The following is a 16970-nucleotide window of genomic DNA, read 5'->3' on the forward strand; positions in this document are numbered from 1 at the left end:
TCGCCGGCCGCCGCCGTCAGAATCGAACCGGGCTGATCGCCCCGGAGGGGATCAGAACGCCTCCTCCGGGAGGTCCATGATCTCCAGGTCGGCGCCCTCGATGATCCGCCGGTCGGCGCCGATGCGGGGCAGCACCTCGCGGGCGAAGAACCGGGCGGCGGCCACCTTGCCGGTGTAGAACGCCTTGTCGGCGGCGGAGACCTCGCCGGCCAGGGCGCGCAGGGCCACGTCCGCCTGCTTCTGCAGCAGCCAGCCGACGACCAGGTCACCGATGGCCAGCAGGAAGCGGCGGCTGCTCAGGCCGACCTTGTAGAGGCTGCGGGTGTCGCCGCCCTGCGCCTCGCCGAGCCAGCCGGTCATCACGCCGAGCATGGTCTGGATCTCGGCGAGCGCCTTGCCCAGCGCCTGCCGCTCCTCCTTGAGCTGACCGTTACCGCCCTCGGTGGCGATGAACTCCTGGATCTCGCCGGCGACCGCCATCAGGGCCTTGCCGTTGTCCCGGACGATCTTCCGGAAGATCAGGTCGAGGCTCTGGATCGCGGTGGTGCCCTCGTACAGGGTGTCGATCTTGGCGTCGCGGACGTACTGCTCCAGCGGGTAGTCCTGGAGGAAGCCGGAGCCGCCGAAGGTCTGCAGCGACTCGTGACCCAGCAGCTCGTACGCGCGCTCCGAGCCGACGCCCTTGACCAGCGGAAGGAGCAGGTCGTTGACCCGCTTGGCCAGCTTGGTGGCCTTCTCGTCGCCGGCCGCCTCGGCGATGGCGACCTTGTCCTGCCAGCTGGCGGTGTAGCAGACCAGCGCGCGCAGGCCCTCGGCGTACGACTTCTGCAGCAGCAGCGAGCGGCGCACGTCCGGGTGGTGGGTGATGGTCACCCGCGGGGCGGTCTTGTCGGCCTGCTGGATCAGGTCGGCGCCCTGCACCCGGTTCTTGGCGTACTCCAGGGCGTTCAGGTAGCCGGTGGAGAGGGTGGCGATCGCCTTGGTGCCGACCATCATCCGGGCGTACTCGATGATCATGAACATCTGCCGGATGCCGTCGTGCTTCTCGCCCAGCAGCCAACCCTTGGCCGGCACGCCGTGCTCGCCGAAGGTCACCTCGCAGGTGTTGGAGACCTTCAGGCCCATCTTGTGCTCGACGTTGGTGGCGAAGACGCCGTTGCGCTCGCCCAGCTCGCCGGTGGTCTCGTCGAAGTGGAACTTCGGCACCACGAAGAGCGACAGGCCCTTGGTGCCCGGACCGCCGACGCCCTCGACGCCGACCGGACGGGCCAGGACGTAGTGGACGATGTTGTCGGTCAGGTCGTGCTCACCCGAGGTGATGAAGCGCTTGACGCCCTCGATGTGCCAGGAGCCGTCGGGCTGCTGGATCGCGCGGGTCCGACCGGCGCCCACGTCCGAGCCGGCGTCCGGCTCGGTGAGCACCATGGTGGAGCCCCACTGCTTGTCGATGAAGAGCCGCGCCCACTTCTTCTGCTGCTCGGTGCCCTCGACGTGCAGCACGTGCGCGAAGGACGGGCCGGAGGCGTACATCCAGATCGGGGCGTTCGCGCCGAGCACCAGCTCGGCGAGGGACCACCAGAGCGCCCGCGGGGCGTTGGTGCCGCCGAGGGCGTCGGGGAGGTCCAGCCGCCAGAACTCGGAGTCCATGAACGCCTGGTACGACTTCTTGAACGACTCCGGCAGCGGCGCGGTGTGCGTGGCCGGGTCGAAGACCGGCGGGTTGCGGTCGCTGTCCGTGTAGCTGGCCGCGAGGTCCTCGCGGGCCAGGCGGTCGACCTCGGAGAGGAAGCTGCGGGCGGTGTCGACGTCCAGGTCCGAGTACGGCTCCTGGCCGAACGTCCGGTCCGCCCCGAAGACCTCGAACAGGTTGAACTCGAGGTCCCGAAGGTTGCTCTTGTAGTGGGTCATGCTCGCTGGCCCCGCTTCCGGACAGGTGTTACCGATCAGTAACCCCGACTGTATTACTCACCGGTAGCTACCGACAAGCCGATCAGGGAAGTGACGGCGATTACACACCTGCGGTTCGGCTCTCGTTCGGCGCACGGCAGGACGGCGCAGGGGCGGGGCGACTCACGCCTCCGCCGCGCCGACCTCCCAGCTCGGCACCGGTACGGTCGCCCCGGTGCGCGGGCCGGTGTACTCCATCAGGACCAGGGCGATGTCGTCGTCCAGCCGCCCGTGCACCCACTCCACCAGGGCGGTCTCCAGCGAGGCGAGGCCGTCGCCGACCGTGCCGTGCCCGAGCAGCCGCCAGGCCCGGTCGGCGGTCGGGAAGAACTCACCGTCGCGCCGGGCCTCACCGAGTCCGTCGGTGAAGAGCAGCAGCCGGTCGCCGGGTTCCAGCCGTTCCACTCGGGGGCGCACCACCGGCATGAACCCCAGCGGCGGGGCGGGCGCCGGCGGCTCCAGCGGGATCACCGCGCCCCGGCGCAGCAGCAGCGGTGACGGGTGGCCGCAGTTGACGATGGTCAGCGTGCCGCCCCGCTCCTCCACCACGGCCGCCGTGACGAAGTCCTCGTCGCCCACGTTGCGGGCCACCGCCCGGTCCAGGTCGGCCACCACCGCGCGCAGGTCGGCCCGCTCGTACGCGACGTGCCGGTACGAGCCCAGCACGATGCTCGCCAGCCGGACCGCGTCCAGCCCCTTGCCGCGGACGTCCCCGATGATCATGCGGACGCCGTACGGGGTGTCGATGGCCTCGTAGAGGTCGCCGCCGATCTCGGCGGTGGCCGTCGAGGAGATGTACCGGGCGGCCACCGCGAGGGTGCCCACCTGGGGCCCGAGCGGTCGCAGCACCGCCTGCTGGGCGACCGACGCCAGCTTCGACAACTCGGCGATCTGCTCGCCCTGCCGCTGCCGCAGCGCCGCCACCGACGCCGCGATCCCGCTGGCGAAGGCGATCCCGGCGAGGTCGACGGCGGTGACCAGCGACGGGGTGGGTTCGGTCAGCGCGAAGCTGGCCCCGAGCACCGCGGCGACCAGGCCGATCCCGAGCACCACCCGCCAGGACGCGAACACGGCGGCCAGGATGGGGGCGGCCATCATCAGCGCCACGTAGTGCGCCTCCCGGCCGTCGGCCAGCTCCACCGCCGAGATGATCGTGAGCAGGCCGAGGGCCGCGCCGACGCCGGCGCGGGATCCGGGACTCAGCGGGCCGCGGCCCGACTGGAAGGCATGCGTGCGTACGAGGGACAGCATGCCTGATGGACGTGAACCGGTGAACGAACCTGACCCCTCGATTGAGGGTGTTCCAACCGGCCGGACGGTCACGGCGAGCCGATCGCCGTCAGCCGAGGACCTCGTACTTCACCGTCAGCTCACCCAGGCTCACCGAAGCGATGGTCTCGAACGCGGCGCGGGACAGGTCGAGGCAGCGCCCCTCGATGAACGGGCCACGGTCGTTGATGCGGACGGTCACCGACTTGCCGTTGTCCGGGTTGGTGACCCGGACCCGGGTGTTGAAGGGCAGCGTCTTGTGCGCGGCGGTCAGCGCGTCCGGGTTGAAGGTCTCGCCGTTGGCCGTCATCTGGCCCTCGTCGTAGAAGGACGCGCCGCACGAGCCGCTGTCCACCACGGTGCTCTTCGGGGCGGCCTTCTTCGTCGTGGCGCTCGGCTTCGGCGTGGCGGTGCGGGTCCTAGACCGGGAGGCCGCCTGGGCGGACCGGGTGGCCTTCGGGCTGGCCGTGACGGTCGGCGACGGGCTGGCGGTGAGGGACGCGGTGGCGCTCGGCGAGCTGGTGGCGCTGGGGCTGACCGCGGCCGGCACGGTGTCGGCGACGACGGGGGCCGCCGCCTCGCCCGAGGTCAGCTGCACGGCGCCGACGGTGCCGCCGACGGCGAGCACGACACCCACGGCGGCGGTGGCGGCGATGCCGGCCGGCGAGGAGAACATGCGGGTACGGGAGTGCCTACCAGCCACCGGACCGGTCCTTTCGTCAGCTGAACAAACCGGGTCGGACCGTAACGAGAGAAGCACTTCCGAAGTCAACGTGATCATGGTGGTATGGCCGGAATTGCAGGGATACGTGTAGCCGATCATCCGACGTCGCGGGGGCCGGACGGGCCAGCGCCGGGCGGCGTGGCAGCGATGGGTGAGGATGGACGGATGGCCGATGAGCTGCGCCGTCGTCTGATCGAGCTGTTCCGCTGGGTCGATCCGGGGCCGGGCAGCAGCCACCTGGTCAGCGACATCTCCGGCTGGTGGCGCGACCCGCGGGTGCTGGCCGGGCTCGGGCCGGCCCTGGCCGCACCGTTCCGGGACGCCCGGCCGACCGTGGTGGTGGCCCCGGCCGTCACCGGGCTGATGCTCGGCCCGCTCGCCGCCACCGCCCTCGGGGTGGGCTTCGCGCCGGCACACAAGCCGGGCGACGGGCGGCTGCCGGCCGGGCCGCTGACCTGGTCCCGGAGCGACCCCGACTTCCGGGGCCGCCAGGTGGACCTGGCCGTGGTGGACCGGCGACTCGGCCCGGACGACCGGGTGCTGGCGGTGGACGACTGGGTCGCCACCGGGGCCCAGCTGCGGGCGATCCGGGAGATATGCGCCGTCCGGGGCGCCACCTGGCTCGGCGCCTCGGCCGTGGTGCGGGACTGCCGCCCGAGGTGAGCCGGGAACTGCGCCTGCACGGGCTGCTCGACGCCGCCCAGCTGACCGCTTGACCTGAAGCGCGCTTGAGGTCCGACGATCGGCGCAGGGGCGCATGTGGCGACCGGCGACGAGCGGGTGCTCGCCGCCGCCGGCTACGCCGGCCAGCTGATCTGAACAAACTCCTCCACGGCGGTGCAGACCCGGCCCAGCACCTCGGCCGAGCGGGCCAGCGGACCCGGCACCAGCATCCCGTGGTGGGCGTCGGGGACCTCCAGCACGTACGGGGTGAGCCGGCGCGCCACGGCACCGTCCCAAGAAGGGTCGGCGGTGCCGCCGACCAGCAGGAACGGCGCGGTGGTCCGGGCCAGCGCGTCGACCACCTCGGGCCGGTGCAGCAGCGGGGTCAGCCAGACGGCGGCGAGTCCCCGGTCGGCGGCGAGCGGGGCGGCCAGCGAACCGAGCGACTTGCCGACCAGCAGGTCGGTCCGCTCGCCCAGCGCCGGCTCGACCTGCTCGACGACCCACCCGGCGGCGGCGGCCGGGCCGTCCCGGTCGGGGGCGAAGCGCTCCGGCGCCGCCCAGGTGATCTCGTGGACGTCGAAGCCCGTCCGCCGCAGCGCCTCACCGGTGTACGCGAAGAGCGGGTACCGGGTGTCGTAGCCCCGGCCGGGGATGAGCACCGCGCGCCGGTCCGCCATGGTCGAGCTCCTTCCGCCGGCCCTCACCGTAGCCGCCGTCGCCGATTCCCCACGACGGGAAATCGGCGCTGGGTAACGTCGGCAGGATGTGGCCTCGGATCGGTGGACTGCGCACGCTCGCCCTCGGCACCCCGGGGCGGATGCGGACCGACCTCAACACCCTGGTGCTGGCCGGGGTGAAGACGGCGACCGCCACCCTGCTCACCGAGTACGCCGAGGAGGGCGAGAAGCTGGAGCACGCCGGCGAACGGCTCGTCCTGCTGGACGACGCCGACGCCCTCGCCGGGGTCGTCGAGGTCACCGGCGTCGAGGTGGTCCGCTTCGCCGACGTCCCGTGGGACTTCGCCCGCGCCGAGGGCGAGGGCGACCGCTCGATCGAGGAGTGGCGGGCGGGGCACGCCGCCTACTGGGCGCGCGTCGGCACCCCGGTCACCGACGACACCGAGATCGCCTGCCTGCGCTTCCGGCTGGTCTCCGGGGGTGACGGCGGCGTCGCCACCGGAGACCTCAGCACCTGAGAGGGCCGGGTCAGGCGGTGCGCAGCTCGGGCAGGAGGCGGGTGGCGACGTCCACCAGGACGGCCTCGTCGCCGGCGTACCAGCTGCTGGCCCGGGGCCAGTGCGTGATGACGTCGGTGAAGCCGAGCGCCGCCGCCCGGGCCACCTGCTCGGCGAAGAAGTCGGCGCTGCTCAGCGAGAAGGCCGGCGCCGAGTCCAGCGACAGGTAGCGGTCCACGGTGGCCGGGTCCCGACCGGCGGCGTCCAGCGTCTGGTCCAGCCGGGCGCAGAGCTGCCCCACCCCGTCCCACCAGCTCGTCAGGTCGTCGCCGCCGGTGCCGGTGGTGACCCAGCCCTGCCCGAAGCGGGCCACCAGCCGCATCGACCGGGGACCGTTCGCGGCCACCACGAACGGCACCCGGGGCTGCTGCACACAGCCCGGGTTGTTGCGGGCGTCCACCGCGGCGAACCAGTCACCCCGCCAGGTGGTGCCGTCCTCCCGCAGCACCAGGTCGAGCAGCTCGGTGAACTCGCCGAAGCGGTCCACCCGCTGCCGGGGCGGCAGGGTCTCGCCGCCCAGCACGGCCGAGTCGAACCCGATGCCGCCCGCCCCGAGCCCGAGCAGCACCCTGCCGGCGGACACGTCGTCGAGGGCGGTGACCTGCCGGGCGAAGGCCGCCGGGTGCCGGAAGTTCGGCGAGGCGACCAGGGTGCCGAGCCGGATCCGGGAGGTCACCGTCGCGGCGGCGGTCAGGGTGGCCATGGAGTCGAACCAGGGGCCGTCGACCAGGTCGCGCCAGCCCAGGTGGTCGTACGTCCAGGCGTGGTCGAAGCCCCACTCGTCCGCCTGGCGCCAGCGGCGCTGCGACTCCGACCAGCGCTGGTCGGGAAGGATCACGATGCCAATCCGCATGATCGCCAGGGTACGGCCCGACCCGGCCCGGGCCACCCGACACGGGCCTGTTCATACATCGATCATCTGTATATGATCCGGCGCATGGCGGCGATGCGTGAACCGACCTTCCTGATCCTCACCGCGCTCGCCGGCGGTCCACGGCACGGCTACGGCATCGTCCAGGACGTCGCCGTCCTGTCCGAGCAGCGGGTGACCCTGCTCCCCGGCACCCTCTACACCGCGCTGGACCGGCTCACCGCCGAGGGCCTGGTGGAGCCCGACCGGGAGGAGACCGTGGACGGTCGGCGGCGCCGCTACTTCCGTCTCACCTCCGAGGGGCACGCCGCCCTCGGGGCCGAGGCCAGCCGGCTGCGCCAGCTCGCCACCGCAGCCGAGGCCCGGCTGCGCGCGTTCCGCCCCGGCACCGCCTGAACCGCCACCCACCCGAACCACGCGGCACCATCCCTGTCCCGCCGGTCGGCGGGACCGCACCCCGCACCACCGAGGCGAGACCGAGCCCCCGGAGGGAAGGCCATGGCATCGACCGGCGACCCGCTCGCGCGCCGCTACCGCCGCCTGCTGTGCTGCTATCCGCGCGCCTACCGGCGGGAGCGCGGCGAGGAGCTGGTCGCCCTGCTGCTCGACACCGCACCGCCCGGACGGACCAGGCCACGGCTGCGGGAGGCCGTCGACCTGATCGGCAACGGGATGCGCTGCCGGCTCGGCCGACCGGCCAGCAGGACGGTCGTCGCCTGGGCGGTGCTGGCCGCGGTCGTCTGCGGTCTCTTCAGCGCGGCACTGTCCGCCCGGGTCGCCTGGGAGACCGCCCGACCGCTGTCGGGCCGCGCCGAGACCGCTGCGGTCTTCCGGACCGTGCTGCCGACCGCGAACCGGACGAGATCACCACCCCGTCGACGTTCTTCGGGTACTACACCCAGCCGCTGACCCTGCAAGCCCTGGACAACGTGCTCCTCGGCGACGGCGGGGAGTACCAGCAGACCGCCACCGACGCCTGGGCTGCCGGCCCGCCGCCCGCCCCGCCCGAGCAGATGGTCGCGGTCGCCCAGCGTCGGCTCCGGGAAGCCGGCTGGCACCTCGACCAGTCGGCGGCGGAGACCTTCGAGAACTGCGCCGACAAGCTCTGCGGCTCCTTCGTGCCGGTCACCTGGACCACCCTCGACGCCAGCCGGGGGGACACCCTCCTCACCGTCACGGTCAACTCGCGGCCGGAGCCCGAGTCCCCGTACCTGTCGATCGGCCTGCGCCGCACCACGCCGCCGCTGGTCCTCCCGGCCGCGATCGGCGGCGGGCTGCTCGGCGCGCTGGCCGGCTGGCTGGTCCTCGGCTGGGCGAGCCGGCGCACCGAGACGCCCCACCCGGCCCGGGCGGTGGTGAAGGTCCTCTTCGGGGTGACGCTCTTCCTCTGGTGGGTGCCGGTCCTGGTGTCCGTGCCGGCGCTGGTGAGCCACCACCGGGCCGAGCCGCACCCGCAGTGGCATCCGCTCTGGGAGTGGCTGGGCCAGCCGACCTTCTCACTGTTCTTCCTGGTCGGATCGGTGAGCGCGCTGCTCGGGATCGCCCTGGCCACCCTGCCCCGGCGCGACGCCGACCGGTTGTCGACGCTCGCCAGCGGCTGAGCCCTCCGGTCAGCCGGCCGCCAGCTTGGTCAACATCCGGGGCAGGTGCGGGTCGAGGGTGGCCGGGTCCGCCGCGGCCACCTCGGCGGGTGTCCACCACCGGACGGCACGGAACTCCCCCGGGTCGGGCATGAGCGGCTGATCCCGACGGCCCGCCAGCACGTACCAGAGGCTCACGTCGACGTGCCGGTCCTCGGGCGGGCCGACCGTCGGCGTGACGGTGAGGAAGAGCGGGCGCTCACCGGGCTCTGGCGGGAAGACCGCCGGCACGCCCAGTTCCTCGACCACCTCCCGGCGTACGGTCTGCGCCGGATGTTCGCCGGGCTCCACGTGGCCGCCGGTGGGCAGCCACCGGCCGGCGTTGCGGTGGTCGACCAGCAGGACGCCGCCGTCGGTGGCGTCGCGCAGCAGGAAGTACGCGACGAGGTGCGGCGACGGAGTACGGGGCTTCGCCCGCCGGAAGACGTCGTCGGTCGCCGCCAGCCAGTCGAGGCACTGCGCCCGGTGCGCCGCCTCCAGCTCGTCGAGCGGCGAGATCGACTCGACCAGCGCCCGGATCTCGTCCAGCACCCGCATGCCGGGCATCCTGCCAGTCACCCTCGGCGCGCGCTGTCCGCCGCGGCGCGGACGAACTCACGTACCCGCTCGGTGGTGTTCGTCTCCAGCCAGACCGGACCCCGCCGGATGGGCGGTGCGTCGTGGATCGGCACGTAGGCCACGTCCGGGCGCGGGTAGTACCGGCGGGTGTGCTCGCCGACCGGCAGCACGCCCCGGCCCATCGCGACCAGCGAGAGCATCTCGGAGAAGGTGTTGCCGACCGGTCCCCTCGGCACCGGACGCCCGGACGGCGTGCGGCCCGGGGTGCGGTCGCGTTTGAACTCCGCCGAGGTCACCGCCGGGTACTGCACCACCGGGTGGTCGGCGAGGACCTCCAGGGACACCGACTCCGCGCCGGCCAGCGGATGCCCGGCCGCCACCGCCAGCACCCGACCCTCCGACAGCAGCGCCGGGCCGTTGGCCATGCCGTCGAACGGGTACGCGGCGATGAGTACGTCGATCGAGCCGTCCACCAGGCCGGACCGGGAGTTCGCCAGCTGCGCCTCGTGGACGTGCACCTCGCAGTCGGGGTGCCGCTCGCGGAACAGGTTGACCGCGCGGAGGAGCACCGGCGCGGTCCACTCGCCGAGGAAGGCGACCCGCAGCTCGCCGGTGACGCCCCGTCCGGCCTCGACGGCCCGCCGTACCGCGTCCTCCATCCCGGCGACCAACGGTCGCAGATCGTCGGCGAGCCGGTGGCCGATCGGGGTGAGGCGGACGACCCGGCTGGTGCGCTCGAAGAGCGGCGCGCCGATCCGCCGTTCCAGCTTCTTCACCACATGGCTGATCCGCCCGGTGGTGACCCGCAACCGCTCGGCGGTCCGCCCGAAGTGCAGCTCCTCGGCGAGGGTCAGGAAGGTCTCGACCTCGTGCCGCTCCAGCAACCCGGACTCCCATCGTTGAATCCGGTTCAACGATCGTAGTCCGATCGCGGCTTGGTCGCGTTCCCCGCTCCGACCAGGCTGGAGCCGGCAGAGAAGTCGCTACGCCGAGGAGTGCGCAATGAGTACGACCACCGTCACCGAATACCTCGCCGGGCTCGACGAGCCACTGCGGGAGGTCGCCGCGAAGCTGCGGCCGGTCATCGAGGCGGCGCTGCCTGGCGCCACCGGCGCCGTCTGGCACGGCCACCCGGTCTGGGGTCGCGGGGACCGGCCGGGACGGGACCCGGTCTGCCTGGTCAAGGCGTACCCGTCGTACCTGACCTTCGGGCTCTGGCACGGCCAGCAGGTCGACGACCCGTCCGGCCGGCTGCTGCCGGGCGCCCGGTCGATGGCGTCGGTGAAGCTGCGGGCCGCCGACGAGGTCGACCCGGCCCTGTTCGGCGACTGGCTGCGCCAGGCGTCCGCCCGGGAGGCGGCGTGAGCACCGTACGGGTGACCGGCTTCGACCATCTGGTGCTCACCGTCGCCGACGTCGAGCGCGCGCTGGAGTTCTACTGCGGACCGCTCGGCCTGGCCCCGGTACGCGTCGACGAGTGGCGGGCCGGCAAGGTGCCCTTCCCCTCGGTGCGCGTCGACGCCGGAACGATCATCGACCTGGTCCACGGTCGGCGGGGCTCGGCGAACGTCGACCACTTCTGCCTGGTGGTCGCGCCGCTCGACTGGCACGAGGTGATCGCCGCCGGCGTCTTCGACGTGGTCGAGGGGCCGGTGGGCCGGTTCGGCGCCCGGGGCTCGGCCACCTCGCTGTACGTCCGCGACCCGGACGGCAACGTCGTCGAGCTGCGCTGGTACCCGCACGACTGATCAACACCGGTGGCCGACGGGGTGGTGACGGGCGCGGTCGGGCCGCCCGAGCGCGCCGGTCCCCCGCACGTCGGCTAGGCCGGTGCCTCACCTAGAGGTGCTGGACGATCTGGATCGGGTTGCCGTCCGGGTCGGCGGTCCAGGCGATCAGGAGGCGGTCGAGCCAGGGGTGCGGCGCGGCGAGGGTGGGAGCGCCTTCGACGGTGAGCCGGGCCCAGGCGGCGGCGGTGTCGTCGGTCCAGAGGATCACGGCGGCCCGCTGCCCGTCGGGCAGCGGATCGAGGCCATGGTCGTCCCGGGTGGAGCTGACCGATGCGATACCGATCCGGTAGCCGTCGAGGGTCAGGTCGACGTGGATCGGCTCACCGTCGGTCGGCACCCGGAAGGTCTCGGTGAAGCCCAGCCGCGTGTAGAACGCCACGGCGCGCGGGACGTCGGCGCTGAAGAGAACGACCTGCGGGGTGCGGAACATCGACACCAGCCCTCCGGTGACTAGCCGACGAAGATGCAGAACGGGTGACCGGCCAGATCGGCGTAGACGCGGAGCGGCTCGTCGGGGTCGTCGCTGCGGTCGTACAGCAGCCGGCCACCGAGGCGCATGACGCGCTCGTGCTGCACCTGCAACTCCTCGACCGACGCCACGGTCAGGTCCAGGTGCAGCTGCTGCGGCACCCGGTTCTCCGGCCAGGTCGTCTCCGGCAGCTGGTCGACCTGCTGGAAGGCCAGCTGGGTACCGCCGTCGGGGGCCCTCAGCACGAGCCAGTCGCGACCACGCTCATCCGCCTGCCCCGCTTCCGGCGGCTCGTCACCAGGCCGGTAGACGAGGCCCAACAGAGATCGGTAGAACTCCGCGAGGGACCTGGCGGCAGTGCAGTCGAGCACCACCGAGCACAGCCTGGGCACGCTTTCCCGGTCGACCATATCGATCACCTCCGCCGCCATTCTGCCGGTTGCTACGGTCACTCGCGTGATCGAGGAGCGGACGCGCAGGTATCTCCGGGCGGTCGATCAGGCACTTCCCGGCTACGTGCGACACCTCTACGTCGTCGGGTCCGCCGCGCTCGGCGCCTGGCAGCCCGGCGCGAGTGACGTCGACACAGTGATCATGACATCGCGTCCGGCGACCGCCGAGGACCTCGCCCAGCTCGCGAAGATCCACGCCGACATGCCTCGGTCACCCCATTTCGACGGGGTCTACCTCGAGCCCACGCTGGCGCGGTCCTGGCCGACCGACCGGCGGCCCGTGCCCTTCCTGGTCAACGGCGAGTTCACGACCGGCAAGCCCTGCGGCGAGCTCACGCCGGTGCTGTGGCTGACCTTGCAGCGGTACGGCATCCCGATCCGCGGCCCGGCCGTCGCAGAGCTGGGGGTACGAGTCGATCCGGAGCAGTTGCGCCGCTACAACCTCGACAACCTGCGGGAGTACTGGCAGCCGGCGGTGGCGACCTTCCCGTCAGAGCTTGCCGGCGTGGCCCCCGACGCCGTGATGGACGGCAAGATCGTCCCCTGGTTCGTGCTCGGACCCGCGCGATTGCACTACACGCTGGCCCACGGTGACATCATCTCGAAGGCCGCGGCAGGCGAGTACCTCGCGCAGTTGTTCCCCGAGTACGCCGATCTCGCGCACCGAGCGGTCCGCTGGCGCGCCGGCGAAGCGGAACGGTTCACCGCCGCAGACCTCACTGCCGCCGGCGACAGCGTCAACGCGGTGGCCGACGACGCCTGGCGTCGCTTCGGACACTGAGCCACCTCGACGGTGCGGGGAGCGCCGCCCCGAGGCGTCCCTTCTCAACCGTGCCTTGTCAGGCCCGCCTGCTCGTTGGCCTCGGCCTCCGACAGTCCAGACGCCTGCAGCAGCTCGCTGACGGCGGCGCGCAACTGTGCGACGACGGCGTTCCCGGAGAACTCCAGGCCCTGGGCGCACGCCTCGTCGGCTTCCCCGATCGCCTGCAGTGCTCGGGCGCGCGTCGGCTCCGGCTCCCGTCCGACGAGGAAGTCACGATGCAGCAGCCTGAGCGCCTCGCCGAAGTGCTCGAGCGCGGCTGGAACGTTCGCCGGCACCGGCTCGTCCTCGCGGATGGTCGCCACGCTCCACCGCATCATCTCGCGGCCGCTGGTGTAGGCGTTGTCGAGGTGCTCGGCAGCGCACTGATACCGACGGGTCATGCCCAACCGTCGCCTGCGCCAGGGGGAGAGCGCGGCGACCTCTCCCGCTGCGGCAAGCATCTCCGCAGTCTGCTGTCGCTGCGCCTAGCCGGCGGCGAAGGCGCGGAAGGCTTCATCGGCCCGCGTGAGATCACGGCTGGTCAGCGCCTGCGCCGCGGCGGTGAGCTGATCGGCGAAGAGATTCGCCGTCGGACCGGCCGCCCGGCGCACCACGCGCAGCGGGTTGAGCGGCAGGATCAGCAGCGCCACGGCGAGGGCGGCAACGCCACCGACCAGAGCGCTCGCCGTTCTCGGCACCGCCAGATCCGGTCCCCCCGTCACCAGTCCCAGCAGCACGGCCGTGCTTCCTGCCTGCGCCATGGTGGCGCCGCCGCCCCGGAACAGGACCGCCACCGAGATGGCCAGTGCCACGACCAGGCCGGTTCGCGCCGGCCCTGTTCCGGTGAGCCGGATCAACCAGTGCCCGACGAAGGCGCCTACGACCACCCCGGCAATGAGTTCACCCGACCGCCGGAGCCGGTGGCCGATGGCTCCCGCTATCACGCCGATCGCCACAGCGGGCGCGAACAAGGGCTGCGCGTTGTCCAGGACAGTGTCCGCGACGAACCACGCCAGGCCGGCCGCCAGACCCGCCTGCATCGCCACGATCAGGTACGTGCGAAGCCGGTCGTACATCTCGCGGCCGCTTCGCCGGACAGTCTCCCGAGACGTACCCCGAACCGGGCCTCGCACATCCCACCTCCGAGAACCCATCGGCTCTCCGACATCGTCGTACGTCGGCGGAGGTCGGATGGCGAAGATCGGCAATCCCGGCGATTCAGTTGAGTCGATCGGTCCAGGCAGTGCCGAGGATTACCTGGTACGCGCTGATCCGTACCGGCGAGAGGGTCAGCAGCTCGTGGGCGAGCAGTTCGCCGGTGTGCAGATCGAAGATCAGGAGGGACTGCTGGTTGTGCTCGCGGTCGTCGAAGGTGATGGCCACGCCCTTACGGCCGGCCCGATCGGTCACCTGACCGCGCCACCGGAACCCACGTACGTCGGCGAGGACCCGCAAGATCTCGGCGCGGGTCCGACGCGGGACGACGTACCGCCCGTACACCGTGCTGACTTCCTTGCTGGCCGCGCCGGCCCCGAACCTGACCTTGAGCAGCTCCGTCAATTCGGTCCGTTCCGACGGCAGCGGCGCGAGATCCAACGGCGGCAGCGGCACGCGGGCGGGCCCGGCAGCGGCGGGTGCCCCAGCCTTGGGCTTGAGGTTGCGCTGCCAGTAGTCCCGGGACTCCTGGTCCGGATACTGCGGCTCAAGCTGGATCGTGACCTGCTCACCGGTCCCGTCGGCCGCCTGCCAGACCTTGGTCTCGTCCGCGAAGGCGACCTGGTGGCGACCGTCAGCAGACGTCATCACCGGGTCGCCCCACGTCTTCGTGTGGTGGTACATGTACCGGCCGGTGCGGTTGTCGTACTCCGCGTCGACGAGCCTGCTCGCCAACGCGCGCAGCTGGCTCCCGGCATCACGGGTGCCAGAGCCGTACGCCACCGGCATGAGCACCACCCCCGGATCCGCCGCGGGCGGACCGGCGGTCTCCGAGGTGTCCGGGCCGGACGAACCGAACGTTTGGGCGACTGCAGCGGCCCCGATCGCGACGGCCAGCGTCCCGGCCGTCAGAACCAGTCTGCGGGTCGGGCGTGCCGGACGGCGGTGGGCGACCGGCTCGGCGATTGCCTCTGCGCGTCTGATCAGGTCGGGTGCCGACAGCCGGGGCGGTGCGATGGTGCTGTGCCGGGCGGGGTCAATCGGCTTGAGGAGGGTGCGCGTTCGCTCTTCTCCGAACATCACAGAGCCTTTCGAGGACCAGCCAGCAGCGGCTGCTGCGCCGGTGATCCAGATCGGTACGACATCGCGTCGTTGAGGCGTCTACGGGCGCGGTGCAAGCGCACTGCGGCGGTGGTGCGGGTACAGCCGAGGACCTGAGCGGCCTCGGAGACCGTCAACTCCTCCCAGCCGACCAACCGGAGGATTTCCTGATCGAGGTCGGCGAGGGTGGCCAGAGCGGCCTGGAGATCGGCTACGCCAACGGTCGCGTCGGCGCCGGACGATCCCGGCCTCTGCAGAAGGCCGGCGTCGGTAATCGGTAGTACGTCCGGCGCGGCTCTCCGGGCTCGCCATTCGTTCGCAAGCAGGCGCCGAGCCACCCCGTACAGCCAGGGCAGGCTGCGGTCCGGAACCTCGCGGCGGCGCCGCCAGGCGATGACGAACACCTCCTGAGCGAGTTCAGCCGCCGCGTTCAGATCGGCGAGCCGACGCTGGCCGTACTTGACGACCTGTCCGTAGTCGGCGGCGTAGACCCTGGTGAACCAGTCCTCATCGCGTTTTCCCGGTGGACCCATCCAAGACTCCCGCCTGGTTGACGAACTCTCACCCTGGCTTGTGTCACCACCGGTCCGATGATTACCGCCGACGACCCACATTCGCGGGTTGGGCTTCTCTAGGGCTGGCGCCGCATCCGGTAGTGCAGCCGAACTGCGGGGATGTTCCAGAGCTTGAGGCTGTGATCGGCCCGCACGTCACCGTCCTCGTCGACATACAGATGGAAGTGTTCGTTCAGCGGGATACGGCGTGCACTGAGCGTTTCGTCATGCCGCTCCAGCACGAGATATGCGCCGTTGGCGCCGAACCTTCCGGCCGGGGAGTGCAGATGGAAGCTGCCGTCCGGACCGGCGGAGGGCTTGAGGAAGACCTGCAACGAGCCCAGCGGCAGGGGAAACACGACACGGACACTGGGCTGCCCGTTGCCGGGAAGGGTGCTGACGCCGTAAAAGCCGCTGTAGGTCACGCGGCCTGTCTTGCGCATGTTGCGGAGCCAGGCCGAGCCGACGACCTCGCCGTGCGCGTCGTGGATGTGAACCACCTTGCTGGTCATGCCGTACGACGCGTCGAGCGGCCGCATCGGCAGGCAGGCCTGCTGCAACCGTTCGCTGAGCAGGGCCGTGATGATCCGGCCGAATGGCCAAGCAACGGCGGACCACTCCGACCACAGATCCAGGTGCCACCGGGAGGCGCGCTCGTAGAAGTCGGCGATCCGTGGGTCCACGTCGGCGGGATCGAAACCCTCGCCGCCGAGCGCGGCGAATGAGGTCAGCAGGCCGTGATCGGGGCCCGTGCTCAGCGAGCCGCCGAGGTCGGTGGCCGTTCGCTCCACCCAGTCGTGCCCGACGATGTCGCGCCCCGCGCTCGGGCCGATCAGCCAGCTGGCCGAGCTTCGCGGGAGGCGTCGACTGGAGACCCGCATCAGGGCGCGGCCGAGGAGGTCGATCGGATGCCGGCACAACACCGGATGGGTCAGCGACGGCAGCGTCTCCTGGGGGGTGACCACGGGCAGAAGGTACACCGCAGCCGCGAGTCGGAGACCGTCCAGCCGGCCGCCGCTACTGGCCATGGGTGGCCCGTGCCGCTTCGGTATCCCGTTCCTGACCCGCGATGAGATCAAGACAGGTCTTGGGCTGTCCTCCGCCTCCGTCGCCGAGGACGGGCAGGTCCAGCTCGACCGGAACTTCCACGTTGCCGGTGGTCCCGTCAGCCGCCGGGCCGAGGCCGTGATGGTCGACGCAGTCCGGCTGCTCGCGGCCTCAGGGGTGAGCTTCGTCGTGGAGTCCTCGGTGTTGTCCCGCGAGCTGCTGGACGTGCTGCTCGCGTGTGACACCCGAGTGCTGGCTGTTCACGTCGTCGCCCAGGAGGCGGTCATCGGCCGGCGACTGGCGCTCGGGCGGCCGAAGGCGGGGCCATCGACCAGCAGCTCCTATCCCTGTTCCAGCGGGGTGAGATGAAGCGGTCGATCTTCGAACCGCCGCAGGGCGTCGACGCCGTCGTTGAAATCGACACCTCAGAGCATGGAGCTCCGGCCATCGAGACGATCGTGGCAGCAGTCGTCGCCCTGCTCGGGCCGCCAGGAACGGGAGGCGGCTCGTTACCGATCGAGCCAGCAACGAACCATCGACCAGAGCCGGCAGGTAACTGCCGTCCCGGCCAGTCGGTGGAATCGCTCCGGCGGAGTTGAGCGAACCATCGGGGGTGCGCAGACAGTCGTCCAGCACCGTCCGCCGCTCAGCGGATCTCCTCGTCGGCAGTCGTAGACCGTCCAGCATCACG

Annotated in this window: 22 protein-coding genes and 1 pseudogene; 9 read left to right on the forward strand and 14 right to left on the reverse strand. The window is 71.8% G+C overall.

Annotated features, from left to right (window positions below):
* Window positions 1-51 precede the first annotated feature (51 nt).
* The 3 genes from JNW89_RS09055 to JNW89_RS09065 all read right to left on the reverse strand — a co-directional run bounded on the left by JNW89_RS09055 (window position 52) and on the right by JNW89_RS09065 (window position 3919).
* A complete protein-coding gene (locus tag JNW89_RS09055) occupies window positions 52-1908 on the reverse strand; it encodes an acyl-CoA dehydrogenase (protein ID WP_238448522.1) in 1857 nt (618 codons plus the stop codon).
* Window positions 1909-2070: 162 nt separating this feature from the next.
* The gene (locus JNW89_RS09060) at window positions 2071-3198 is read right to left on the reverse strand and encodes a PP2C family protein-serine/threonine phosphatase (protein ID WP_238448523.1); all 1128 of its coding nucleotides are present in this window, start codon (window positions 3196-3198) and stop codon (window positions 2071-2073) included.
* Between the two features lie 88 nt (window positions 3199-3286).
* Window positions 3287-3919: a septal ring lytic transglycosylase RlpA family protein gene (locus JNW89_RS09065; RefSeq protein ID WP_238448524.1), complete on the reverse strand. Its 633-nt coding sequence runs from the start codon at window positions 3917-3919 to the stop codon at window positions 3287-3289.
* A 186-nt stretch (window positions 3920-4105) separates the two neighbouring features.
* Here JNW89_RS09065 and JNW89_RS09070 point away from each other — a divergent pair.
* Window positions 4106-4656, forward strand: a pseudogene (locus JNW89_RS09070) (phosphoribosyltransferase).
* Window positions 4657-4737: 81 nt separating this feature from the next.
* On the opposite strand, the gene JNW89_RS09075 reads toward JNW89_RS09070, so the two are convergent.
* Window positions 4738-5283: an alpha/beta hydrolase gene (locus JNW89_RS09075; protein WP_238448525.1), complete on the reverse strand. Its 546-nt coding sequence runs from the start codon at window positions 5281-5283 to the stop codon at window positions 4738-4740.
* Between the two features lie 86 nt (window positions 5284-5369).
* Here JNW89_RS09075 and JNW89_RS09080 point away from each other — a divergent pair, with 86 nt between their 5' ends.
* A complete protein-coding gene (locus JNW89_RS09080; RefSeq protein WP_238448526.1) occupies window positions 5370-5801 on the forward strand; it encodes an ASCH domain-containing protein in 432 nt (143 codons plus the stop codon).
* Between the two features lie 10 nt (window positions 5802-5811).
* Here the strand turns inward: JNW89_RS09080 and JNW89_RS09085 are convergent, their stop codons facing one another.
* Window positions 5812-6693: an LLM class flavin-dependent oxidoreductase gene (locus JNW89_RS09085; RefSeq protein WP_238448527.1), complete on the reverse strand. Its 882-nt coding sequence runs from the start codon at window positions 6691-6693 to the stop codon at window positions 5812-5814.
* Between the two features lie 93 nt (window positions 6694-6786).
* Between JNW89_RS09085 and JNW89_RS09090 the strand changes: the two genes are divergently transcribed.
* The 3 genes from JNW89_RS09090 (at window position 6787) to JNW89_RS09100 (ending at window position 8312) form a co-directional block, all read left to right on the forward strand.
* The gene (locus tag JNW89_RS09090) at window positions 6787-7107 is read left to right on the forward strand and encodes a PadR family transcriptional regulator (protein ID WP_154941991.1); all 321 of its coding nucleotides are present in this window, start codon (window positions 6787-6789) and stop codon (window positions 7105-7107) included.
* Window positions 7108-7209: 102 nt separating this feature from the next.
* Complete coding sequence (locus JNW89_RS09095; protein ID WP_238448528.1) at window positions 7210-7620, forward strand: hypothetical protein; 411 nt, start codon at window positions 7210-7212, stop codon at window positions 7618-7620.
* A 20-nt stretch (window positions 7621-7640) separates the two neighbouring features.
* Entirely contained in the window at window positions 7641-8312 is a 672-nt protein-coding gene (locus JNW89_RS09100; protein WP_238448529.1) for a hypothetical protein, read from the forward strand.
* Window positions 8313-8321: 9 nt separating this feature from the next.
* Here JNW89_RS09100 and JNW89_RS09105 read toward each other — a convergent pair whose 3' ends face one another.
* Window positions 8322-8897: an NUDIX hydrolase gene (locus JNW89_RS09105; protein ID WP_238448530.1), complete on the reverse strand. Its 576-nt coding sequence runs from the start codon at window positions 8895-8897 to the stop codon at window positions 8322-8324.
* 8 nt (window positions 8898-8905) lie between these two features.
* Window positions 8906-9793: a LysR family transcriptional regulator gene (locus JNW89_RS09110; RefSeq protein WP_238448531.1), complete on the reverse strand. Its 888-nt coding sequence runs from the start codon at window positions 9791-9793 to the stop codon at window positions 8906-8908.
* 118 nt (window positions 9794-9911) lie between these two features.
* Here JNW89_RS09110 and JNW89_RS09115 point away from each other — a divergent pair, with 118 nt between their 5' ends.
* Window positions 9912-10274 (forward strand): DUF1801 domain-containing protein, encoded by a 363-nt coding sequence (locus tag JNW89_RS09115; RefSeq protein WP_238448532.1) that lies wholly within the window; start codon window positions 9912-9914, stop codon window positions 10272-10274.
* Window positions 10271-10657, forward strand: coding sequence for a VOC family protein (locus JNW89_RS09120; RefSeq protein WP_238448533.1), 387 nt, complete (start codon window positions 10271-10273; stop codon window positions 10655-10657). The genes JNW89_RS09115 and JNW89_RS09120 overlap by 4 nt, the downstream gene beginning before the upstream one ends.
* Before the next feature lie 91 nt (window positions 10658-10748).
* Here JNW89_RS09120 and JNW89_RS09125 read toward each other — a convergent pair whose 3' ends face one another.
* Window positions 10749-11129 carry a glyoxalase/bleomycin resistance/extradiol dioxygenase family protein gene (locus tag JNW89_RS09125; protein WP_238448541.1) on the reverse strand — a complete coding sequence of 127 codons (381 nt, stop codon included), beginning with the start codon at window positions 11127-11129 and terminating at the stop codon, window positions 10749-10751.
* 20 nt (window positions 11130-11149) lie between these two features.
* Entirely contained in the window at window positions 11150-11599 is a 450-nt protein-coding gene (locus tag JNW89_RS09130; RefSeq protein WP_306344827.1) for a VOC family protein, read from the reverse strand.
* Here JNW89_RS09130 and JNW89_RS09135 point away from each other — a divergent pair.
* Window positions 11526-12401, forward strand: a complete 876-nt coding sequence (locus JNW89_RS09135; protein WP_238448535.1) for a nucleotidyltransferase domain-containing protein — start codon at window positions 11526-11528, stop codon at window positions 12399-12401. The two genes, JNW89_RS09130 and JNW89_RS09135, sit on opposite strands and share 74 nt — an antisense overlap.
* 44 nt (window positions 12402-12445) lie before the next feature.
* Here JNW89_RS09135 and JNW89_RS09140 read toward each other — a convergent pair whose 3' ends face one another.
* From JNW89_RS09140 to JNW89_RS09160, 5 genes are all read right to left on the reverse strand, one after another.
* On the reverse strand, window positions 12446-12883 hold the full coding sequence (locus JNW89_RS09140; RefSeq protein WP_238448536.1) for a hypothetical protein: 438 nt from the start codon (window positions 12881-12883) through the stop codon (window positions 12446-12448).
* A 24-nt stretch (window positions 12884-12907) separates the two neighbouring features.
* A complete protein-coding gene (locus tag JNW89_RS09145) occupies window positions 12908-13462 on the reverse strand; it encodes an FUSC family protein (protein WP_238448542.1) in 555 nt (184 codons plus the stop codon).
* A 178-nt stretch (window positions 13463-13640) separates the two neighbouring features.
* On the reverse strand, window positions 13641-14657 hold the full coding sequence (locus JNW89_RS09150; RefSeq protein ID WP_238448537.1) for a CU044_5270 family protein: 1017 nt from the start codon (window positions 14655-14657) through the stop codon (window positions 13641-13643).
* A complete protein-coding gene (locus tag JNW89_RS09155; protein ID WP_238448538.1) occupies window positions 14657-15211 on the reverse strand; it encodes an RNA polymerase sigma factor in 555 nt (184 codons plus the stop codon). Before JNW89_RS09155 ends, JNW89_RS09150 begins: the two co-directional genes overlap by 1 nt.
* Before the next feature lie 98 nt (window positions 15212-15309).
* Window positions 15310-16197, reverse strand: coding sequence for a hypothetical protein (locus tag JNW89_RS09160; RefSeq protein WP_238448539.1), 888 nt, complete (start codon window positions 16195-16197; stop codon window positions 15310-15312).
* A 61-nt stretch (window positions 16198-16258) separates the two neighbouring features.
* Here JNW89_RS09160 and JNW89_RS09165 point away from each other — a divergent pair, with 61 nt between their 5' ends.
* The gene (locus tag JNW89_RS09165; protein ID WP_238448540.1) at window positions 16259-16648 is read left to right on the forward strand and encodes a hypothetical protein; all 390 of its coding nucleotides are present in this window, start codon (window positions 16259-16261) and stop codon (window positions 16646-16648) included.
* Window positions 16649-16970 lie beyond the last annotated feature (322 nt).

Source organism: Micromonospora sp. 4G55 (genome assembly GCF_016803375.1).

What these genes read in the sequence shown, in the direction of transcription:
- JNW89_RS09130 (WP_306344827.1), bottom strand. Translation starts at nt 11,599, where the DNA reads ATGGCGGCGGAGGTGATCGATATGGTCGACCGGGAAAGCGTGCCCAGG.
- JNW89_RS09060 (WP_238448523.1), bottom strand. Translation starts at nt 3,198, where the DNA reads ATGCTGTCCCTCGTACGCACGCATGCCTTCCAGTCGGGCCGCGGCCCG.
- JNW89_RS09155 (WP_238448538.1), bottom strand. Translation starts at nt 15,211, where the DNA reads ATGGGTCCACCGGGAAAACGCGATGAGGACTGGTTCACCAGGGTCTAC.
- JNW89_RS09105 (WP_238448530.1), bottom strand. Translation starts at nt 8,897, where the DNA reads ATGCCCGGCATGCGGGTGCTGGACGAGATCCGGGCGCTGGTCGAGTCG.
- JNW89_RS09090 (WP_154941991.1), top strand. Translation starts at nt 6,787, where the DNA reads ATGCGTGAACCGACCTTCCTGATCCTCACCGCGCTCGCCGGCGGTCCA.
- JNW89_RS09140 (WP_238448536.1), bottom strand. Translation starts at nt 12,883, where the DNA reads ATGCTTGCCGCAGCGGGAGAGGTCGCCGCGCTCTCCCCCTGGCGCAGG.
- JNW89_RS09150 (WP_238448537.1), bottom strand. Translation starts at nt 14,657, where the DNA reads ATGTTCGGAGAAGAGCGAACGCGCACCCTCCTCAAGCCGATTGACCCC.
- JNW89_RS09055 (WP_238448522.1), bottom strand. Translation starts at nt 1,908, where the DNA reads ATGACCCACTACAAGAGCAACCTTCGGGACCTCGAGTTCAACCTGTTC.
- JNW89_RS09085 (WP_238448527.1), bottom strand. Translation starts at nt 6,693, where the DNA reads ATGCGGATTGGCATCGTGATCCTTCCCGACCAGCGCTGGTCGGAGTCG.
- JNW89_RS09075 (WP_238448525.1), bottom strand. Translation starts at nt 5,283, where the DNA reads ATGGCGGACCGGCGCGCGGTGCTCATCCCCGGCCGGGGCTACGACACC.
- JNW89_RS09145 (WP_238448542.1), bottom strand. Translation starts at nt 13,462, where the DNA reads ATGCAGGCGGGTCTGGCGGCCGGCCTGGCGTGGTTCGTCGCGGACACT.
- JNW89_RS09165 (WP_238448540.1), top strand. Translation starts at nt 16,259, where the DNA reads ATGGGTGGCCCGTGCCGCTTCGGTATCCCGTTCCTGACCCGCGATGAG.
- JNW89_RS09115 (WP_238448532.1), top strand. Translation starts at nt 9,912, where the DNA reads ATGAGTACGACCACCGTCACCGAATACCTCGCCGGGCTCGACGAGCCA.
- JNW89_RS09080 (WP_238448526.1), top strand. Translation starts at nt 5,370, where the DNA reads ATGTGGCCTCGGATCGGTGGACTGCGCACGCTCGCCCTCGGCACCCCG.
- JNW89_RS09095 (WP_238448528.1), top strand. Translation starts at nt 7,210, where the DNA reads ATGGCATCGACCGGCGACCCGCTCGCGCGCCGCTACCGCCGCCTGCTG.
- JNW89_RS09125 (WP_238448541.1), bottom strand. Translation starts at nt 11,129, where the DNA reads ATGTTCCGCACCCCGCAGGTCGTTCTCTTCAGCGCCGACGTCCCGCGC.